The sequence below is a fragment of the Rhizobium sp. No.120 genome, assembly GCF_054558365.1.
The window spans coordinates 287,602-304,001 of record NZ_BAAJNQ010000004.1 but is presented as its reverse complement, the minus strand read 5'-3'; the positions used below and the strand labels follow the sequence as shown (position 1 = coordinate 304,001).

Below are 16,400 nucleotides of genomic sequence, written 5' to 3'. Positions count from 1 at the left end.
TAACCTGGAATAGTCGCCGACATATCTGAGAGTGCCTTCTTGCCGCCGTGGATTTTCTAGTTAACCGAATCGGCTAAGCTTACCCGGATGTGCAAGGCCCGGAGGCGGATTTGGAAACGGCGCTCTATCTCCCCATCAAGTCATTTCTCGAAACCGCCGGCTATGCGGTGAAAGGCGAGATCGGCGGCTGCGACCTCGTCGGCCTGACTGATGGCGAGCCTCCGGTCGTCGTCATCTGCGAACTGAAGATGACCTTCAACCTCGAACTCATCCTGCAGGCGGTAGATCGCGCCGCTGCCAGCGACGAGGTCTGGATCGCCGCCCGCGTCTCGGCAAAGGGCAAGGGGCGGGAAGGCGATCGCCGCTTTCGCGATCTTTGCCGCAGGCTCGGCTTCGGCATGCTGTCCGTCTCGGACAACGACGAAGTCGACATCGTCGTCAGCCCCGTCGCGCCGATGCCGCGCAAGAATGCACGGCGCAGGTCGCGCCTTGTCGACGAACATCGTCGGCGCAAGGGCGACCCCGCTCTTGGCGGCAGCACCCGCAAGCCGATCATGACTGCCTATCGCCAACAGGCCCTTGCCTGCGCTGCCGCTATCGAAAATGGCGTGCAACGCCCGAAGGATATGCGCGAAGCGGCACCGAAGGCGCCACAAATTCTGAGGGATAATGTCTATGGCTGGTTCGAGCGCATCGACCGCGGCATCTACGCACTGACGGAGCTTGGAACGGAGGCTCTCAAGAGATGGCCGGTAGCGCAAAGCTAAATATGGAAAAATTCCGGCCGACCAACATTAAATTCATGTAATATCTAAAAATTTTGCAATAAAAACATGATCAATATTTAATTTGTAAAAGTTTCTTGGCAGATCATATTAACACCAAGCGCCAATTCAAATCTATACTTTGCTTCCCAGAGTAAAAACGGGAAACAAAGTCGCTCGCAAAATTGACGCGGAACCAATCGAAGCCCGTTCCGAATATGGACGGGCCGTCAAACCGCCAACGATCTCGCAAGGGACTTTTGCCATGCCTTCTCTTCTCCGCAAACATCGCACAGCCGCCATCGTCGGCGCCGCTATCATCGTCGGCGCCGGCGCATTGCCCTTCGCCTTCAGCACATCCGCAACCGTCGCCTCGGCCGCCGAACCGGCCGGCATCATCGCACCCGGCGGCTCCTTCGCTCCGATCGTCGATGCCGACAAGCCGGCCGTCGTCACCGTCACCACCACCATGAAGGCGACCGATACCAGCGCCGACAGCAGCAACTCGCCGATGGACGAGCAGTTCCGGCAATTCTTCGAAAACCAGGGTATCCCCTTCCCGAAACAGATGCCGCGTCAGCAGCAAAGCCAGCGCGCCATGGCGCTCGGTTCCGGCTTCATCATCAGCCCGGATGGTGTCATCGTCACCAACAACCACGTCATTCAAAACGCCGTCGAGATCAAGGTGACGCTTGATGACGGCACCGAGCTACCGGCCAAATTGCTGGGCGCCGATGCCAAGTCCGACCTTGCCATCCTGAAGATCAACGCGCCGAAGCCACTCGCCACCATCGCCTGGGGCGATTCCGACAAGCTGAAGCTTGGCGATCAGATTCTGGCGATCGGCAATCCCTTCGGCATCGGCACGACCGTTACCGCCGGCATCGTCTCGGCCCGCGGCCGCGACCTGCATAGCGGCCCCTATGACGACTTCATTCAGATCGACGCGCCCATCAACCACGGCAATTCCGGCGGACCGCTGGTCGACCGCGAAGGCAATGTCGTCGGCATCAACACCGCCATCTACTCGCCGAACGGCGGCAGCGTCGGTGTCGGCTTTGCCATTCCTTCAGCCGAGGCCAAGGCAATCGTTGCGAAACTCGAGAAAAACGGCTCGATCGATCACGGCTATCTGGGTGTCGCCATCCAGCCGGTGACCTCGGATATCGCCAATGCCATGGGCCTCTCGCAGACCCAGGGCGCGCTTGTCGCCAGCGTCAACGACGATACGCCAGCCGCCCGCGCCGGCATCAAGAGCGGAGATATCGTCACGGCAGTCGGCAACGAAACCGTCAAGACGCCAAAGGATCTGTCGCGGCTGGTCGCCGATCTCTCTCCCGGCGACAAGCGCTCGGTCACATTGTGGCGCGACGGCAAGAGCATGGATGTCAATGTCACCATCGGCGGCAATGACGATAGCAAGCAGGCAGCCAACGACGCTGGCGATGGCAAGGTGCAGCCGTCCAACCAGCCAAGCATCGGTGTCGGCCTTGCCAACCTCACACCGGATGTGCGTGAGCAGCTGAATCTGCCGCATGGTGTCGAGGGCGCCGTCGTTGCCAGCGTCAATCCGGACAAGCCCGCCGCTGCGGCCGGCATCCAGACCGGCGACATCATCGTCTCGGTCAACGACCAGCCGGTACGCAACGCCCATGAGGTTCAGACGGCCGTCGCCAAGGCCGGCAAGGATGGTCGCAAATCCGTGCTGCTGCTGATCGAGCGCGACGGCAACAAAACCTTCGTCGCAGTCCCCTTCTCGGCGGCTTAAGCATCTGAAGCATTGTATAATCGGCCCGCTTCCTGCAATGGAACGGGCCGATTGACGTTACGTCACCAGAATACCCTGGCGCTCAGCAATACCGATCTTGGCCTGCGCTCCCGCGTTGAAAGGCAGGAAGTCTGCCTCGATGCCATCGCTGAAGATCACCCCATGCTCCGCCATTTCGGAGACGACTATCATCGGTATCTCTTCATCGACCTGCCCCGACACCAGCGAAACACCGGTCGTCCGGCTGGGAAAAGGCTCCCGTACGAAATAGTGCAGGAACTGCGCATCCCAGGGAAAGGAAGCATCGGCAATGCCCGCCGTCAGCTCCACGCCGCAGCTCGCGGCCGCACCCACCCAGCCGGCATAGAGGCTTTTCAGCCAGCCGGTCGAGCCCATCCCTGTGGAAACGATGATGCCGCTCGACGACTGCCGCTCGTGCCGTTCACCGATCTGAAGATCGTAGCGCGCCGAGACATGACTGCGCGGGCCGATGAAGAGGTCGTTCACCGCGTAGAGCACCTCTCCGGTATTGAGTGCCGCCTTTGCCATGCTGATCTTTTTGAGCGGCCGGCGCTGCGCCAAGGCTTCGGGGACGATCTTGCGCAAATCGGCCGCCTGGAAGGGCAACAGCACTCCGTCCCATCGTTTCGGATCGGGATTGACGCCAAGCACATTCTGACCGTCGAGATATTTCAGCGTATTGGCGATTAGGCCATCCTGCCCAAGCACGACGACGAGATCGTCGCCGCCGAATATGAAGTTTGCCAGATAGCGGCGGTTGAGTGTCTGCACCCTGGCAACAGAGCGCAGACTTGCTTCGACGTCGCGCGCTGCCGCCTGATAACGCTGGTGTTCCGCGAGATAATCGCCGAAATCCGCGCCTAAGTGCTCGACGAAAAACTGCGCCTGCTGGACGGTATTAAAGCGCGCGGCCAGTTCGTCAAGGCGGGTGTCGCGTACAATCAGCACGATCTTTCTATCTTCAGCCTTTGCGTTGTTTGCAACAGGCATGACTTATCCCCTTGCCTGAGGTTGCAGCATCTCGCGCAGGAGATCGGGGGTGACGTTCAGCTGGCCGATCTTGGTGGCGTTGTCGGCAAGATCGCGGAAGGCGAGCGCCATCAACTGACCAGGATCCATGCCGACCGAAGCGAGCGCCTGCAGCATCTTGGGATCGGCATCACCAAACGATTTCATCATGGCAGCAAGGCCATAGGCTTTCGCGTCGGCTTCCTCGCGCGCATTGGCCGAGGCGAGAGCAACGAGCGCCTTGTTCTGCTCTTCAAGCGCGATCTTGCCGATCATTTCCTCCTGGCGGATTTGAAGCTGCCGCTCCTGCACCGAGCGCTCGGCATCCATCTGTGCCTCCCGTACTTGGCGCTTCTTGTTTTCGACAGCGATTTCGGTTGCGAGCTCATTCTCCTTAATCGTCCGCTCCTGCTCGACGCTTGCATTGCGGCGGGCATAGATCGCCTCGTCGGCACTGCGCAGCAGCGCTTCGCGCGCTCCGGCCTCCAGCGCCTTGGCAGTTTCAGGTTTCGGCTTCACCGCCAGGATCGACAGGCTGAGCAGTTCAAGACCCAGCGCCCGCAGCACCGGGTGGTCATGTAATGTAGTCGCGACACGCCCGACCAGCAGCTCGCCGGCCGCCAGCACCTCCTTCAGCGACAGGGCCTGCACTTCGGCGCGCATGACGACCTGAACCTGATCGATCAGCCGCTGCGATAGTTTCTGCGGGTCTTCCGAACCGTAAACACCTTTGGCATTGAACGAGAAATCGAGCAGTTCCGCCGTCCGTTTCGGCTCAGCAATACGATAGGTAATCTGCCCCTGAACCGTCACTTCTTGGAAGTCCAAGGTCACCTCGGGAAAAATGAAAGGCTCGTTGACGCTGGCTGTCGGCACCACGACCAGCGAGCTCGATGGCGCGAAATACCAGAACGAGAGCCCTGCTCCCTCCCGCTGCGGCCGGCCGCTCCGGTACTGGATCACATACTGGGTCGGTTGGGCCTTGATGAAACAAAATCCAAATATGACTGCCTCCTGGAAGTGGCGCTTCAAACTATGATGACGCGAACAAATACGACTTAGTGAATTTTGTCAACTAAGTTAGTTGAAACTTTACACTAAGGTTTCGCTGCGTTATGTTTCCAGTCATGAGCAGCTCTGAAGACCCCCATCAAAGGCCGATCGTTTCAGTCGATCTCGCAATCTTCGCCCTGCCGGCGGACGGGCTCGAGGTTCTGCTCGCCCGACGCGGCACAGAACCATTTGCCGATCACTGGGCCTTGCCCGGCGGCTGGATTCATATCGATGAAGATGAGAGCCTGGAGGCCGCGGCAAGACGCGTGCTCAGCGACAAGACAGGCATCGCGGCGCCCTATTTCGAGCAGGTGGGCGTCTTCGGTGATGGCAAACGCGATCCCCGCGGCTGGAGCTTGAGCGTGACATATATGGCATTGATCGCACAGGATGCCGTCAGCCTACAGCATGGCGGCAATATGACCGACGTCGCCTGGCATCCGATCGCGGGTGATAGGATGGCGGAGCCGCTGGCTTTCGACCACGCCGCCATATTGAAGGCGGCGCTCTCCAGATTGCGCAACAAAGTCGAATATACGACCCTGCCGGCGCACCTCCTGCCGAAAGCTTTCACCTTGAGTGAATTACAGGCCGTCTATGAGCGGCTTCTCGGCCGCCTTCTCGATAAATCCGCCTTTCGCAAACGCATCGCGGAAGTCAATTTCATCGAGCCGATTGCCGGGGGAATGCGACGCGGCAGCAATCGCCCAGCTCAGCTCTATCAGCTCAAGCAGGCACGCTCGACCGTCTTCTTCGACCGGACGATCTGAAACGCTGAATTCCACAGAAGAGGCTGCTCGCCTTTGACATAGGACTCTTTTTGTCCAAACTCTGCCTTTGTGATGGTACAAATAGCGCCCGAGCCGATTGAAACGGTCGGGCGGGACATTTAAACCGCGCTGGCGATATCAGCGGCTGGGCCTTTAAACAGGAATAAGCGGCGGCAGGAGTTGGAGTGACTGATCCATACGATATTCTCGGCGTTGCGCGCGATGCGAGCGAAGAGCAGATCAAGGCGGCCTATCGCAAGCGCGCGAAGGCAGCGCATCCGGATTCCGGCGGCGATACCGACGCTTTCGCGCAACTGCAGAAAGCTTACGAGCTTCTTCTCGACCCCGTTCGCCGCAAGGTGTTCGACGATACCGGCTATGATGTCGAACTGACCGATGCCGTCGACCTGCAGGCGCTGGTCGCGATCGAAAAGCTGATTACCGAGGTCGTGCTGGACGAGCGGGAGCCGGGCACCTTCGATCCGGTCGCCAAGATGCGCGCGAGCCTTCTGGAAGAAATTCGCAAAGCGAATTTCAGCAAGAGCGAACTCGAGCGACATTCCAATCGAATCGGCCTTCATCTGGAGCGGCTGGGCAAACGGCCGGGCAAGGACGTGGTCGGCCACATGCTGCGTGCCCGCATCAAGGCGATCGCCACCGCCATCAGCGAAACGGAAGCGAAGATCGGCGCCAGCGAACGCGCCTGCGACATGCTCGAAGGCTATTTTTACGAAATGAACGAGCCTCCGGAGGAAACGGAGACAGCTCCCAAAATCGAATGGGACGAGCCGAGAGTCCGCTCAGCTGCGCAGTAGCGGCGGCGCTTTTCGTCGTATTGAAGAGACAGATTTCGCGTTTGCCTTGATCGCCAGATCACTTTCAGCAACGCAATGTTGCATTGCAACAATTCTCCCTGGACAAATCGAGGGGCTGGCCTAGATCTAGCATCCAGCACGCCGCCGCGTTTCCATCGAGCGACGGCGAAGCGGCAATGGCGGGCGCCCTATTTCGGCATTCGCCGAAGGTCTAAAACGGCGAGGTATGCGTTTGCTGGCTTCCGAAGCGGATGAAGTCGTCTTTGAACATTTAAGCGAAAACCGATCGCGGGCTGCATTGAGAGGCGCCTTCTGGTCGGCGCTGGACACGTTGATCCCGACGGCGCTCAACAGCCTGGTCTTCGTCGTCACGTCGCGTTTTCTTCTGCCCCAGGATTTCGGCCTGGTCGCACTCGCCTTCGCCATCGTCAGTTTCGCTTCCGGCTTCGGCCCGACGGCCTTTGGCGAGGCCTTGATCCAGCAGAAATCCATTCGGCGCAGCCACCTCGATACAGTCTTTTGGCTGTCCTTTGTCTCCGCGGCGGTCCTTTATGCCGCGCTGTTTGTGCTTTCCCCGTTTCTTGCCCACTCGGTCGGGCATGACGACATCGTCAAGCTGCTACTGATCATCGGGCTGAAAATCTTCTTCGACATGATGATCATCGTGCCAAATGCCTTGATCGGCCGCACGATGTCTTTTCATCTCGCAGCGGCCCGTACCGCGATCGCCACTACCGTTTCAGCGACCATCTGTCTTGCGCTGATCTTTGCCGGTTTCGGGTTGTGGGCGCTTGCCATTGCGCAGATCGCCGCTCCCGCTGCCGCCTGCGTTGCCGCTTTCTGGGGCGCAAAATGGCTGCCGGGTTTCCGGATCAAGCTCTCGAGCCTGCGTGAATTGTTGCATTACGGTATCTTCGCCTCGGGCAACCGCTTCCTCCAGACCATGAATCTCGACCAGCTAATTATCGGAACGCTGGTAAGCCCGGCCGCCCTCGGTATCTATAATTTCGCACGGCGTCTCTACGAGATGCTCAACAATGTCGTCGCGGGCGGCCTGAATTCCGTCAGTCACGTGCTGCTCTCGTCACTGCAGCATGATAAGGACAAAGTGCGCGAAGCATTCCTCATGGCGACCTTCGGTTGCTCGCTGGTGTCTTTCCCGGCCTTCATGGGGCTTGCCGCGGTCGCCGACGATGCCATTCCGCTGATCTTCGGACCGCACTGGGCCGCCGCCATCTGGCCGGTTCGCTTCTTCTGCGTCATCGGTCTGATGGCTGGCATCGGCATTATCCAGGCTTCCTTGATCACCAGCCAGGGCAGATCCGACTGGTGGTTCTACTATCAGCTGGTGCGCAATGTCGTCTCGATCCTCACCGTGCTCGTTCTTCACCAATATGGGGTGACGACTGTCGTTTTCGGGCTAATGCTCGGAGTGGTGATGCTCTGGCCGGTGACGCTGTGGATGGTGTCGCGATTGATCGGCCTCAGCATTTTGGAATATTTTGGCCAGTTCCTGAGGCCTATCGCCGCTTATCTCGGCATGCTTGTCGCCGTCTTGGCAATCTCGTCGGCCTTGATCAACCAGCCCCTGGCGGAACGCCTTGTCTGCGAAGTCCTGGTCGGTGGCCTCGCCTATTCGGCCCTTATCCTTCTCTTCTGCAGGGAAAGGGTCCTTTTCCTCGTGCGGACCACGCTGCAAGGCCGGCTCGCGAAGGCACAGTAGCGGTCATCGCGAATAAGGACGGAAACAAGGCTCATTCGATCTCGCGATAGAATACCAAGTCGGAAAGGCGCCTCATGACACTGGTTACGTTCATCATTCCCGTTCGCCATCAGGCCAATTCCAATGATTGGCCGGCGCTGAAACGACGCCTGTCGCAAACGATCGCATCGATCGCCGGGCAGTCCAACAAAAACTGGCGCGGCGTAGTCGTCGCCAACGAAGGCGCCGATCTACCGGATCTGCCGCCGAATTTTACTGCGGAACGCGTGACCTTCCCGCCAAACCAGCTGCATGACATCAATGGCGCCGATCGCGAGAAGGTCTACGATGCGTTCCGGCTGGACAAGGGCCGCCGCGTCCTGAGTGGCATGCTTTCGGCGCGCGACACCCGCTTCTTCATGATCGTCGACGACGATGATTTCGTCAGCGCCAATATCGTCGATTTCGCGGCTCGAAATAGCGACGCGAACGGCTGGAAAATCGACCGGGGCTATCTCTGGAACGAAGGCGGCCGTCTGCTTATGCATCACAACGACTTCGCCAATTATTGCGGGACATCATTGATTATCCGCTCCGATCTCTATCGCCTACCGGCGACCTTCGAGGATGCCGAGATCGATTACATCAAATCCATGCTCGGCAGCCATGTGCGCATCGGCAAGCTGCTTGCCGATGGCGGCTCTCCCCTCGGTTCGCTGCCCTTCCGCGGCGCCATCTATCGGGTCGGCCATGCCGGCGCCCACAGCAAATCCTCCAACCTGATCAGGACCCATTTCCTCAATCGGTCGGTGTTGACAAACCCCCGCCAGTTCCTGGGCAATCTTTCGCGGGTACGCCCGCTCGATCGAAATTTGAGAAGCGAATTCTTCGGCGCGCGTGCGGCCGGATAGCTTAGGCGTTACCTTTTCTCCCAACGAGGTTTCGATCAATGCCGGCTGATGCAACGAGACATAGATATGCCGCCCTGGATGCGATGCGCGGGCTGGCGGCATTCGCCGTCGTCGTCTATCACCTCGACAGGCCCTATGCGCCGTCAGCCTATATCGCAGTCGATTTCTTCTTCGTGCTCAGTGGCTTCGTCATCGCCAGAGCCTATGGTGAAAAACTCGCAAGCGGCATGACCGTGCGTGCCTTCATGAAGGCACGCTACGCGCGTCTTTATCCGCTCTTCCTCATCGGCAGCGTCTACGGTCTCGTCCAGTTGCTGCTGCATTGGCAGGCATCTGGTGTTGGACGGTCCGATCTTGCGGCAAGCATCCTTACGACCATATTCATGCTGCCTTCGCCGAGTTTTCTGACGCGGTCGGCCGGAGACATCTTGGCGCTTTATCCGCTGAATGGCCCGGCATGGTCGCTTTTTTGGGAACTACTCGCGAACCTCGTATTTGTGCTCATACTGTTCAGGCTAAAGACGCGGAGCCTGATCCTTATCGCGGCCGCATCTCTCGCGCTGCTGATCGGTTCGGTCCTCTTCCACAAATCGCTTGACCTCGGTTGGGAATGGCACTCCGTGGACGGCGGCTTTGCCCGCGTCTTCTTTTCCTTCACGCTCGGAATGATCATCTATCGGCTTCGAAGCAACACTGCGCTTGGCTGGACCATGAACAGCTATGCCGCCCTGCTGCCCATCGCCACGATCTTGATCTTGCTGTTTTTGCCAAGCTATTCGCTGAAATCCGCGCTTGTTTTCTGCATCCTGATCTCGCCGCTCATCGTCCTTGCCGGCACGATGCTCGAATTGCCGGCCAGACTGCAACGGCCCGGCATCTTTCTCGGCTATCTCTCCTACCCGATCTACATGTGCCATCGCGGCTTTACCGAAATTTATGGGCAGCTGATGCGCGATGTCCACTTGCCGCAGCCGGTCTACATCGCAATCTATCTGGCCGCGATTTCCATCATTGCGCTCGCCTCTTCCAAGCTTGCTGAAATCCTGGTTCGCTCTACCGGCGCCTCGAAAGCCACTCCCAAAGCTATTGAAGCCAGCCAACGCGGCTGACTGTCTTGGAAGATCACGTGTGAACGGCGGCAAGTGCGATTGCATCGGCAACCTCCTCGCGCCGCTCCGAGAGATTGGCCGTCGCGACGCGCAAATGGCTGCTGGGCAGGACCGAGAACTTGGCACCGGGATGCACTGCAATACCCCGAGCAGCCAGCGTCACCATTGCGAAGGGTTCCGACGAGACCGGCACCCAGGCACATAATCCTTCGCCATGCCACGCATCGACGCCACGCTCGCGAAGCGCATTGATAAGGCCTGCGCGGCGTTCCCGATAGGTCCTGCGGGCATGATCGAGGCACGACGCAGTTGCCGGATCGCGCAGTAGCCAGGCCGCCGCCCCCTGCAAAATACGGCTGGTCCAGCCGGAGCTGAAGCTGCGATAGGACTGGATCTGGTCGATGATCGCCCGCGAGCTCGACAAGACCGCGAGCCGGAGATCCGGCCCATGCGTCTTCGAAAACGACAGGATATGGATGACCCGATCGGGAAAAAGATGCCCGAGGGAATGGCGCGGCGCGATCGAGATATCTCCGATACCATCGTCTTCCACGATCAATGTATCCTTGTCGCGAAGGATGTCGGCGATCCCTATCATGCGTGCAGCGCTGACGCTTTGGCCGGTGACGGAATGGATGCGCGGCTGAAAGATGAAGGCAACCGGGCGATATTTCAGCGCTTCCTCAAGCGAGGCCGGCAGCGGCCCCTCCTCGTCGCTTTTCACCGGAATGATGCGCGCACCGCGATCCTCGAGAATATCGAGAAGCCGCATGCCTGTGGGGTCTTCGATCGCGACAGCGGCACCCGGCATGACCAGGGCGTTGATCAAGGTGTAGACGGCATTATAGCCGCCATTGGTCGCCAGGAACGCCTCCGGCTCGTAGGGCCAGGTCTTTCTGACTTCGCTCTCCAGTTCCGGCAGAATTCGGCTGCGCTCGTAGCTGTTCAGATTTTCCGCCGAAGCGCCATGAGCCATCGCCGCCTCGAGCTTCGGCAGCAGCTGCACATCGGGAACGGCAGCAGTCAGATTGAGGGCGCCGGAGCCATAATCACCAACGCTTGCAAGCCGGGCCGGCTGGGCGACAAAGCGGTCGCCGCTGACCCATGTGCCATTCCTGCCACGCCCGCTTATGATCTTCTGGCGCCTGAGTTCACTCCAGGCTTCCGACAGGGTCGCCGGGCTCACCCCAAGGGCAAAGGCAAGGTCACGGATCGGCGGCAGCTTGGTACCAACCGGTAAGGCACCGGCGCGAATGAGCGCACTTGTCTCGAGTGCGATGCCGCGGATGGTCCGATCGTCGCTCAATTTCGAGGCAAACCATTTCGCATCCCGCTCTTCGCCCATTTTTGCACCATTTTTAATGTTCAATAACGTAATAACATTTGATCGACCTATATTGAACATTTACTCGTTGAGAAAACAAGTTTTCCTGCGAGTGAATTTCATGCCCCTTACTCTCCGCCTTGCCCTGCGTGACTGGGACTATATGACCCCTCTGGTCCTGGGTGACGTCTCCTCCCCCAAGCTCGACATCAAGGTGGATCGGGTCGGCACGCTAGTCTCCCATGTCGGCAAGAGCGACACCTATGACGCGGCCGAAACCTCGTTCAGCCGATACACGCAGCTGCGCATCGATAGTGATGAGAGTGTGGTCGGCATCCCAAACTTCATCATGCGCGGCTTCCGCCACCGATGCGTCATCACCACCAAGGACAGCCCGATCACGAGCTTCGCCCAATTGGCCGGCAAGCGCATCGGTGTCACCGGCTGGCGCGACTCCGGCAATACCTGGACGCGGGCGGCGCTGCGCCGCGAGGGCGTCGGCGTCGAAGATGCCATGTGGTATGCCGGCCGCCTGACCGAAGCCCATCCGATCACCGACCGCCTCGACGGCTTCGGCCGCCCCGGCCGCATCGAAGCAGCACTTGGCGAAAGGCCGATGGTGGATTTGCTGAAGGAAGGCAAACTCGACGCAATCTTCACGCCTTTCATGCCGGACGGCTATTTCGCTGGCAATTCCGGCTTCCGCCAGCTTCTGCCGGATTTCCGGGCTGCCGAGCATCGCTATTTTGCCGATGTGGGCTATGTACCAGGTATGCACCTGATTGGTTTCAAGGCGGAGTTCGTCGCCGAACATCCATGGGTCATCGGCGAACTGAGCGCTCTCATCGATGAATCGCAGCGTATGTGGCTCAGCAAGCGGCGCAAATATGCCGACACCACGCCCTTCATGCTCGACGAACTCCTGAAATCGGCAACCGAGCTGCCCGAAGGCTGGGATGCGAGCGGCTTTGCCGCCAACCGCAAGATGATCGCGGATTTCGCCAAGGAGCTGCATGTGCAGGGCATCCTGCCGCGGCTGATGACCCCGGAGGAACTCTTCCCGTTCGACGTTGACGGCAGCCGGACGAGCGCTGCCTGACCACCGACTGAAAAATCAGAGACACAAAGCAAAAAGGGGAATGAACATGTCGCTGAAAAAAATGACCTACGTCGCCCTGGCAAGCCTGATAATGTCGGGTGCTGCCTTTGCTGAGGATGCGAGCCTGCCGAAACTTTTGGTCAACAAGGACCTGCAGGCCAAGCTGCCAGAGGCAATCCGCACCTCCGGCAAGATGATCTCGGTCAATAACGGCTCCTTCCCTCCCTACGAAATCGTCACCGGCACCAAGCTGACGGGCGCCAGTGCCGATCTGACCGATGCGATCGGCGAGGTGCTTGGCGTGAAGATCGAGCATGAAAGCGTCAGCGGCCTGCCTGCGATCCTCGCCGGCATCAATTCCGGCCGCTATCAATTCGCTTTCGGTCCGATCGGCGATTTTAAGAGCCGCGAGGAAGCCAACGATTTCGTCGACTGGGTACAGGAATTCGTTGTCTTCGCCGTTCAGAAGGGCAATCCGAAGGGCATCACCTCGCTCGACAGCGCCTGCGGCCAGCGCATCGCCGTCATGGCTGGAGGCTCGGCGGAAAAGGTGATCCAGGTTCAGGCTGAGAAGTGCAAAACAGATGGTAAGGGCGCGATCGAGGTCCAGTCCTTCACCGACCAGCCCAGCTCGATCCTCGCCGTCCGCTCCAAGCGTTCGGACGCCTTCTTCTCCTCGCAGGCCCCCCTCACCTATTTCGTCTCGCAGGCGAACGGCCAGCTCGAACTGACGGGCGTCGGCCAGAAGAACGGTTTCGAGGATCTCTATCAGGGCGCCGTCGTGCCGAAGGGCTCGCCGCTCGGCCCCATCCTCAAGGATGCCGTCAAACTTCTTATGGACAATGGCACCTATGCCGCCATCATGAAGAAGTGGGGCCTTGAGAATAACATGATCAAGGAACCCGGTATCAATCTTGGCGGGACGTTGCCGAAATGAGTAGGAACGCCGGAAACATCGCATCGCCCGAAGGCGATGTGTGGGAACGGGATGTGGCGAATGCCCACACGCCGTTCCCGAAGGGTCGTGTGGCGGCCTGGGTCGTCACCCTTGCGATCGCGGCCTATTGGGCATGGTCGGTCGCCCGCAATGAAAACTTCGGCTGGCATGTCGTCGGGCAATATTTCTTCGATCCTGTCGTTATCAGCGGCCTGTATGTTTCACTCGGCCTGACCATCGTAGCCATGGCGCTCGGCATCGCCCTTGGCCTGCTATTGGCGATCGCCCGCATGTCCAAGGACAGGTTGGCAAGCACGCTCGCCTCGCTGTTCATCTGGTTCTTCCGCGGCACGCCGCTGCTCGTGCAGCTGATCTTTTGGTACAATCTCTCGACGCTCTTCCCGACGCTGTCGATCGGCATTCCCTTCGGCCCGACCTTCGTCAGCTGGGACACGAATTCCGTCATCAGCCCGATGACGGCTGCGATCGCCGGCCTCGCCCTCAATGAAGCCGCCTATATGGCCGAGATCATCCGAGGCGGCCTGCTTTCGGTCGACAGAGGCCAATTCGAGACCGCCGAGGCCTTCGGCATGACACGCATCCGGGCGCTGCGGCGCATCATCATCCCGCAGGCCATGCGCTCCATCGTGCCGCCGACGGGCAATCAGCTCATCAGCATGATCAAGGCGACCTCGCTCGTCAGCGTCATCGCCATGGCCGACCTGCTCTACTCCGTGCAGTCGATCTATAACCGCACCTTCGAAGTCATTCCGATGCTGCTCGTCGCCGTCATCTGGTATCTGCTGATCACCTCGATGCTCAACATCGGCCAGAGCTACATCGAGCGCTACTACAGCCGCGCCGACCGCCGCTCCGGCGGGACGAAGACGGCAACGGAGAGCGCGCCGGCGCTTGTGCCGGCACAGGAGGCGGGCCAATGAACGCTCCGATGAACTCAGTCGTCAAGGTCAGCCCGCTGGTACGGGCGCGCAACGTCCACAAGTCCTTCGAACATCTCGAAGTCTTGAAAGGCATCGACCTCGATGTGATGCCGGGTGAAGTGGTCGTCATCCTCGGCCCTTCCGGTTCCGGCAAGTCGACCTTCCTGCGCTGTATCAACCATCTGGAAGCGATCAACAGTGGCTCGATCGAAGTCGATGGCGAGCAGATCGGCTACCAGCTGAACAAGGGCAGGCTGGTCAAGCTCTCCAACCATGCGATCGCGCTGCAGCGGCGCAAAATCGGCATGGTGTTCCAGCAGTTCAACCTCTATCCGCATATGACGGCGCTGCAGAATGTCATCGAAGCGCCGATCGGCATCCATGGCGAAAGCCGCAAGCAGGCGACCGAGAATGCGCTGGCGCTGCTTGATCGCGTCGGGCTTTCGGCCAAGGCTCATAACTACCCCCGGCAACTCTCCGGCGGGCAGCAGCAGCGCGTCGCAATCGCCCGAGCGCTGGCGATCAAGCCGAAGCTGATGCTCTTCGACGAACCGACCTCGGCGCTCGATCCGGAGCTGGTCGGCGAAGTGCTCGCGACCATGCGCGACCTTGCAAAACAGGGCCTCACGATGATCGTCGTGACCCACGAGATCGGCTTTGCCCGCGAAGCTGCGGACCGCGTCGTCTTCATGGATGGCGGCAAGATCGTTGAGCAGGGCACGCCCGAGGATGTGATCGGCAATCCGCAGCATCCGCGTACCAGAAGCTTCCTGTCGCGCTTCATCTAGCGCGACACACATATCATCAGTGAAGCCCGCACGCTGTATGGCGGATGGCGGCTCAAGCGAACCATTGGAATAGCCATGACCCTCGACAACGATTTCGCCCGCCTTTCCGATTTCGAACCGATGAAGGCCGAATTGACCGGCATCCGCCGGCATCTGCACGCCAATCCCGAGCTATCCTTCGAAGAGGCGGAAACGGCGCGTTTCGTCGCCGAGAAGCTGGAGGGATGGGGCTATGAGGTGACGCGCAATGTCGGCGGCCATGGCGTCGTTGCGCGCATGACTGTTGGAGCCGGTAAGAAGAGCATCGCGATCCGCGCCGATATGGACGCCCTGCCGATCACCGAGCAGACCGGCGCCACTTACGCAAGTAAGACGCCAGGCAAGATGCACGCCTGCGGTCACGATGGACACACCGCCATATTGTTGGGAGCCGCTGAATATCTCGCTCGCACCCGCCGCTTCAACGGCACCGTGAACCTGATCTTCCAGCCGGCCGAAGAGGCAGGCGCGGTCAGCGGCGCTCCTGCGATGATCAAGGACGGGCTGTTCGAACGCTTCCCCTTCGACGTCATTTACGGGCTGCACAATCATCCGGGTGCTGCGGAAGGTACGTGGCTGTTACGCTCCGGCCCGCTGATGGCCGCCGCCGATACGGTCGAGATCACCATCACAGGCAAAGGCGGCCATGCCTCGCGGCCGCATTTGACCATCGACCCGGTTGTTGTCGCCTGCAACCTCGTTGTCAGCCTGCAGACGATCGTTGCCCGCAGCGTCGACCCGACCCAGACAGCGGTCGTGACCGTCGGTGCCATCCACGCCGGCGAAGCCTCGAACGTCATTCCAGAAAGCGCGAAGATGCTACTCACGGTCCGCTCCTTCGATCCGAAGGTGCGCGAGCTGCTCGAGGCCCGCATCCGCAAACTGACGGCCTCTATCGCAGACGGCTATGGCGCTAGCGCCGAGATCGACTACGTCCACGGACACCCGGTCGTCGTCAACTCGGAGAAGGAAACGGAATTCGCACGGATGGTGGCCGAGGAACTTGTCGGCGCCGACAAGGTCACCACCTGCGGCCTGATCCCCGGCAGCGAAGATTTCTCGCATTATCTGGAGCATAAGCCTGGCAGCTTCCTGCGCCTCGGCAATGGCTTGAATTCGGCCATTCTCCACAGCGCCAAATATGATTTCGCCGATGAAAGCCTCACCGTCGGTGCTGCCATGTGGGCACGCCTGACCGAGCGCTATCTCGACGCCTGAACCGGCTCTTGTCTCGATCGCACCGGGAGCCGGCGACGCCACGATAAACGACAGCCCTGGCAAGAAGCCGGGGCTGATCCGTTTTCTGGATGTCATGGAAAAAGGCGGAATGCGATGCTTTCAATAGCACCGT

Annotated in this window: 15 protein-coding genes; 12 read left to right on the top strand and 3 right to left on the bottom strand. The window is 59.7% G+C overall.

Features of this window, described 5'->3' with window-relative positions; all coding sequences use genetic code 11:
- Positions 1 to 110 precede the first annotated feature (110 nt).
- Together ACYJRZ_RS15335 and ACYJRZ_RS15330 are read left to right on the top strand one after the other, a co-directional pair.
- Positions 111 to 767: a DUF2161 domain-containing phosphodiesterase gene (locus tag ACYJRZ_RS15335; RefSeq protein ID WP_459460131.1), complete on the top strand. Its 657-nt coding sequence runs from the start codon at positions 111 to 113 to the stop codon at positions 765 to 767.
- Between the two features lie 262 nt (positions 768 to 1,029).
- On the top strand, positions 1,030 to 2,532 hold the full coding sequence (locus ACYJRZ_RS15330; RefSeq protein ID WP_459460129.1) for a DegQ family serine endoprotease: 1,503 nt from the start codon (positions 1,030 to 1,032) through the stop codon (positions 2,530 to 2,532).
- 57 nt (positions 2,533 to 2,589) lie between these two features.
- Here the strand turns inward: ACYJRZ_RS15330 and ACYJRZ_RS15325 are convergent, their stop codons facing one another.
- The gene (locus ACYJRZ_RS15325; RefSeq protein WP_459460127.1) at positions 2,590 to 3,543 is read right to left on the bottom strand and encodes a diacylglycerol kinase catalytic domain-containing protein; all 954 of its coding nucleotides are present in this window, start codon (positions 3,541 to 3,543) and stop codon (positions 2,590 to 2,592) included.
- Positions 3,544 to 3,546: 3 nt separating this feature from the next.
- On the bottom strand, positions 3,547 to 4,566 hold the full coding sequence (locus ACYJRZ_RS15320; RefSeq protein WP_459460602.1) for an SPFH domain-containing protein: 1,020 nt from the start codon (positions 4,564 to 4,566) through the stop codon (positions 3,547 to 3,549).
- 122 nt (positions 4,567 to 4,688) lie between these two features.
- On the opposite strand from ACYJRZ_RS15320, the gene ACYJRZ_RS15315 reads away from it, so the two are divergent.
- The 5 genes from ACYJRZ_RS15315 (at position 4,689) to ACYJRZ_RS15295 (ending at position 9,921) form a co-directional block, all read left to right on the top strand.
- Entirely contained in the window at positions 4,689 to 5,384 is a 696-nt protein-coding gene (locus ACYJRZ_RS15315) for an NUDIX hydrolase (protein WP_459460125.1), read from the top strand.
- Between the two features lie 185 nt (positions 5,385 to 5,569).
- Positions 5,570 to 6,199 (top strand): J domain-containing protein, encoded by a 630-nt coding sequence (locus ACYJRZ_RS15310; protein ID WP_459460123.1) that lies wholly within the window; start codon positions 5,570 to 5,572, stop codon positions 6,197 to 6,199.
- A 226-nt stretch (positions 6,200 to 6,425) separates the two neighbouring features.
- On the top strand, positions 6,426 to 7,922 hold the full coding sequence (locus tag ACYJRZ_RS15305) for a lipopolysaccharide biosynthesis protein (protein ID WP_459460121.1): 1,497 nt from the start codon (positions 6,426 to 6,428) through the stop codon (positions 7,920 to 7,922).
- Between the two features lie 74 nt (positions 7,923 to 7,996).
- Positions 7,997 to 8,812 (top strand): galactosyl transferase, encoded by an 816-nt coding sequence (locus tag ACYJRZ_RS15300; RefSeq protein WP_459460119.1) that lies wholly within the window; start codon positions 7,997 to 7,999, stop codon positions 8,810 to 8,812.
- Positions 8,813 to 8,850: 38 nt separating this feature from the next.
- Complete coding sequence (locus ACYJRZ_RS15295; RefSeq protein ID WP_459460117.1) at positions 8,851 to 9,921, top strand: acyltransferase family protein; 1,071 nt, start codon at positions 8,851 to 8,853, stop codon at positions 9,919 to 9,921.
- A gap of 13 nt (positions 9,922 to 9,934) precedes the next feature.
- Here the strand turns inward: ACYJRZ_RS15295 and ACYJRZ_RS15290 are convergent, their stop codons facing one another.
- Positions 9,935 to 11,266 carry an aminotransferase-like domain-containing protein gene (locus ACYJRZ_RS15290; protein ID WP_459460115.1) on the bottom strand — a complete coding sequence of 444 codons (1,332 nt, stop codon included), beginning with the start codon at positions 11,264 to 11,266 and terminating at the stop codon, positions 9,935 to 9,937.
- 100 nt (positions 11,267 to 11,366) lie between these two features.
- On the opposite strand from ACYJRZ_RS15290, the gene ACYJRZ_RS15285 reads away from it, so the two are divergent.
- The 5 genes from ACYJRZ_RS15285 to ACYJRZ_RS15265 all read left to right on the top strand — a co-directional run bounded on the left by ACYJRZ_RS15285 (position 11,367) and on the right by ACYJRZ_RS15265 (position 16,267).
- Entirely contained in the window at positions 11,367 to 12,344 is a 978-nt protein-coding gene (locus ACYJRZ_RS15285) for an ABC transporter substrate-binding protein (RefSeq protein ID WP_459460113.1), read from the top strand.
- Positions 12,345 to 12,390: 46 nt separating this feature from the next.
- Positions 12,391 to 13,281 carry an ABC transporter substrate-binding protein gene (locus ACYJRZ_RS15280; protein WP_459460111.1) on the top strand — a complete coding sequence of 297 codons (891 nt, stop codon included), beginning with the start codon at positions 12,391 to 12,393 and terminating at the stop codon, positions 13,279 to 13,281.
- A complete protein-coding gene (locus tag ACYJRZ_RS15275) occupies positions 13,278 to 14,222 on the top strand; it encodes an amino acid ABC transporter permease (protein WP_459460109.1) in 945 nt (314 codons plus the stop codon). Before ACYJRZ_RS15280 ends, ACYJRZ_RS15275 begins: the two co-directional genes overlap by 4 nt.
- Positions 14,219 to 15,010, top strand: a complete 792-nt coding sequence (locus ACYJRZ_RS15270) for an amino acid ABC transporter ATP-binding protein (protein ID WP_459460107.1) — start codon at positions 14,219 to 14,221, stop codon at positions 15,008 to 15,010. Before ACYJRZ_RS15275 ends, ACYJRZ_RS15270 begins: the two co-directional genes overlap by 4 nt.
- A 75-nt stretch (positions 15,011 to 15,085) precedes the next feature.
- The gene (locus ACYJRZ_RS15265) at positions 15,086 to 16,267 is read left to right on the top strand and encodes a M20 aminoacylase family protein (RefSeq protein WP_459460105.1); all 1,182 of its coding nucleotides are present in this window, start codon (positions 15,086 to 15,088) and stop codon (positions 16,265 to 16,267) included.
- Positions 16,268 to 16,400 lie beyond the last annotated feature (133 nt).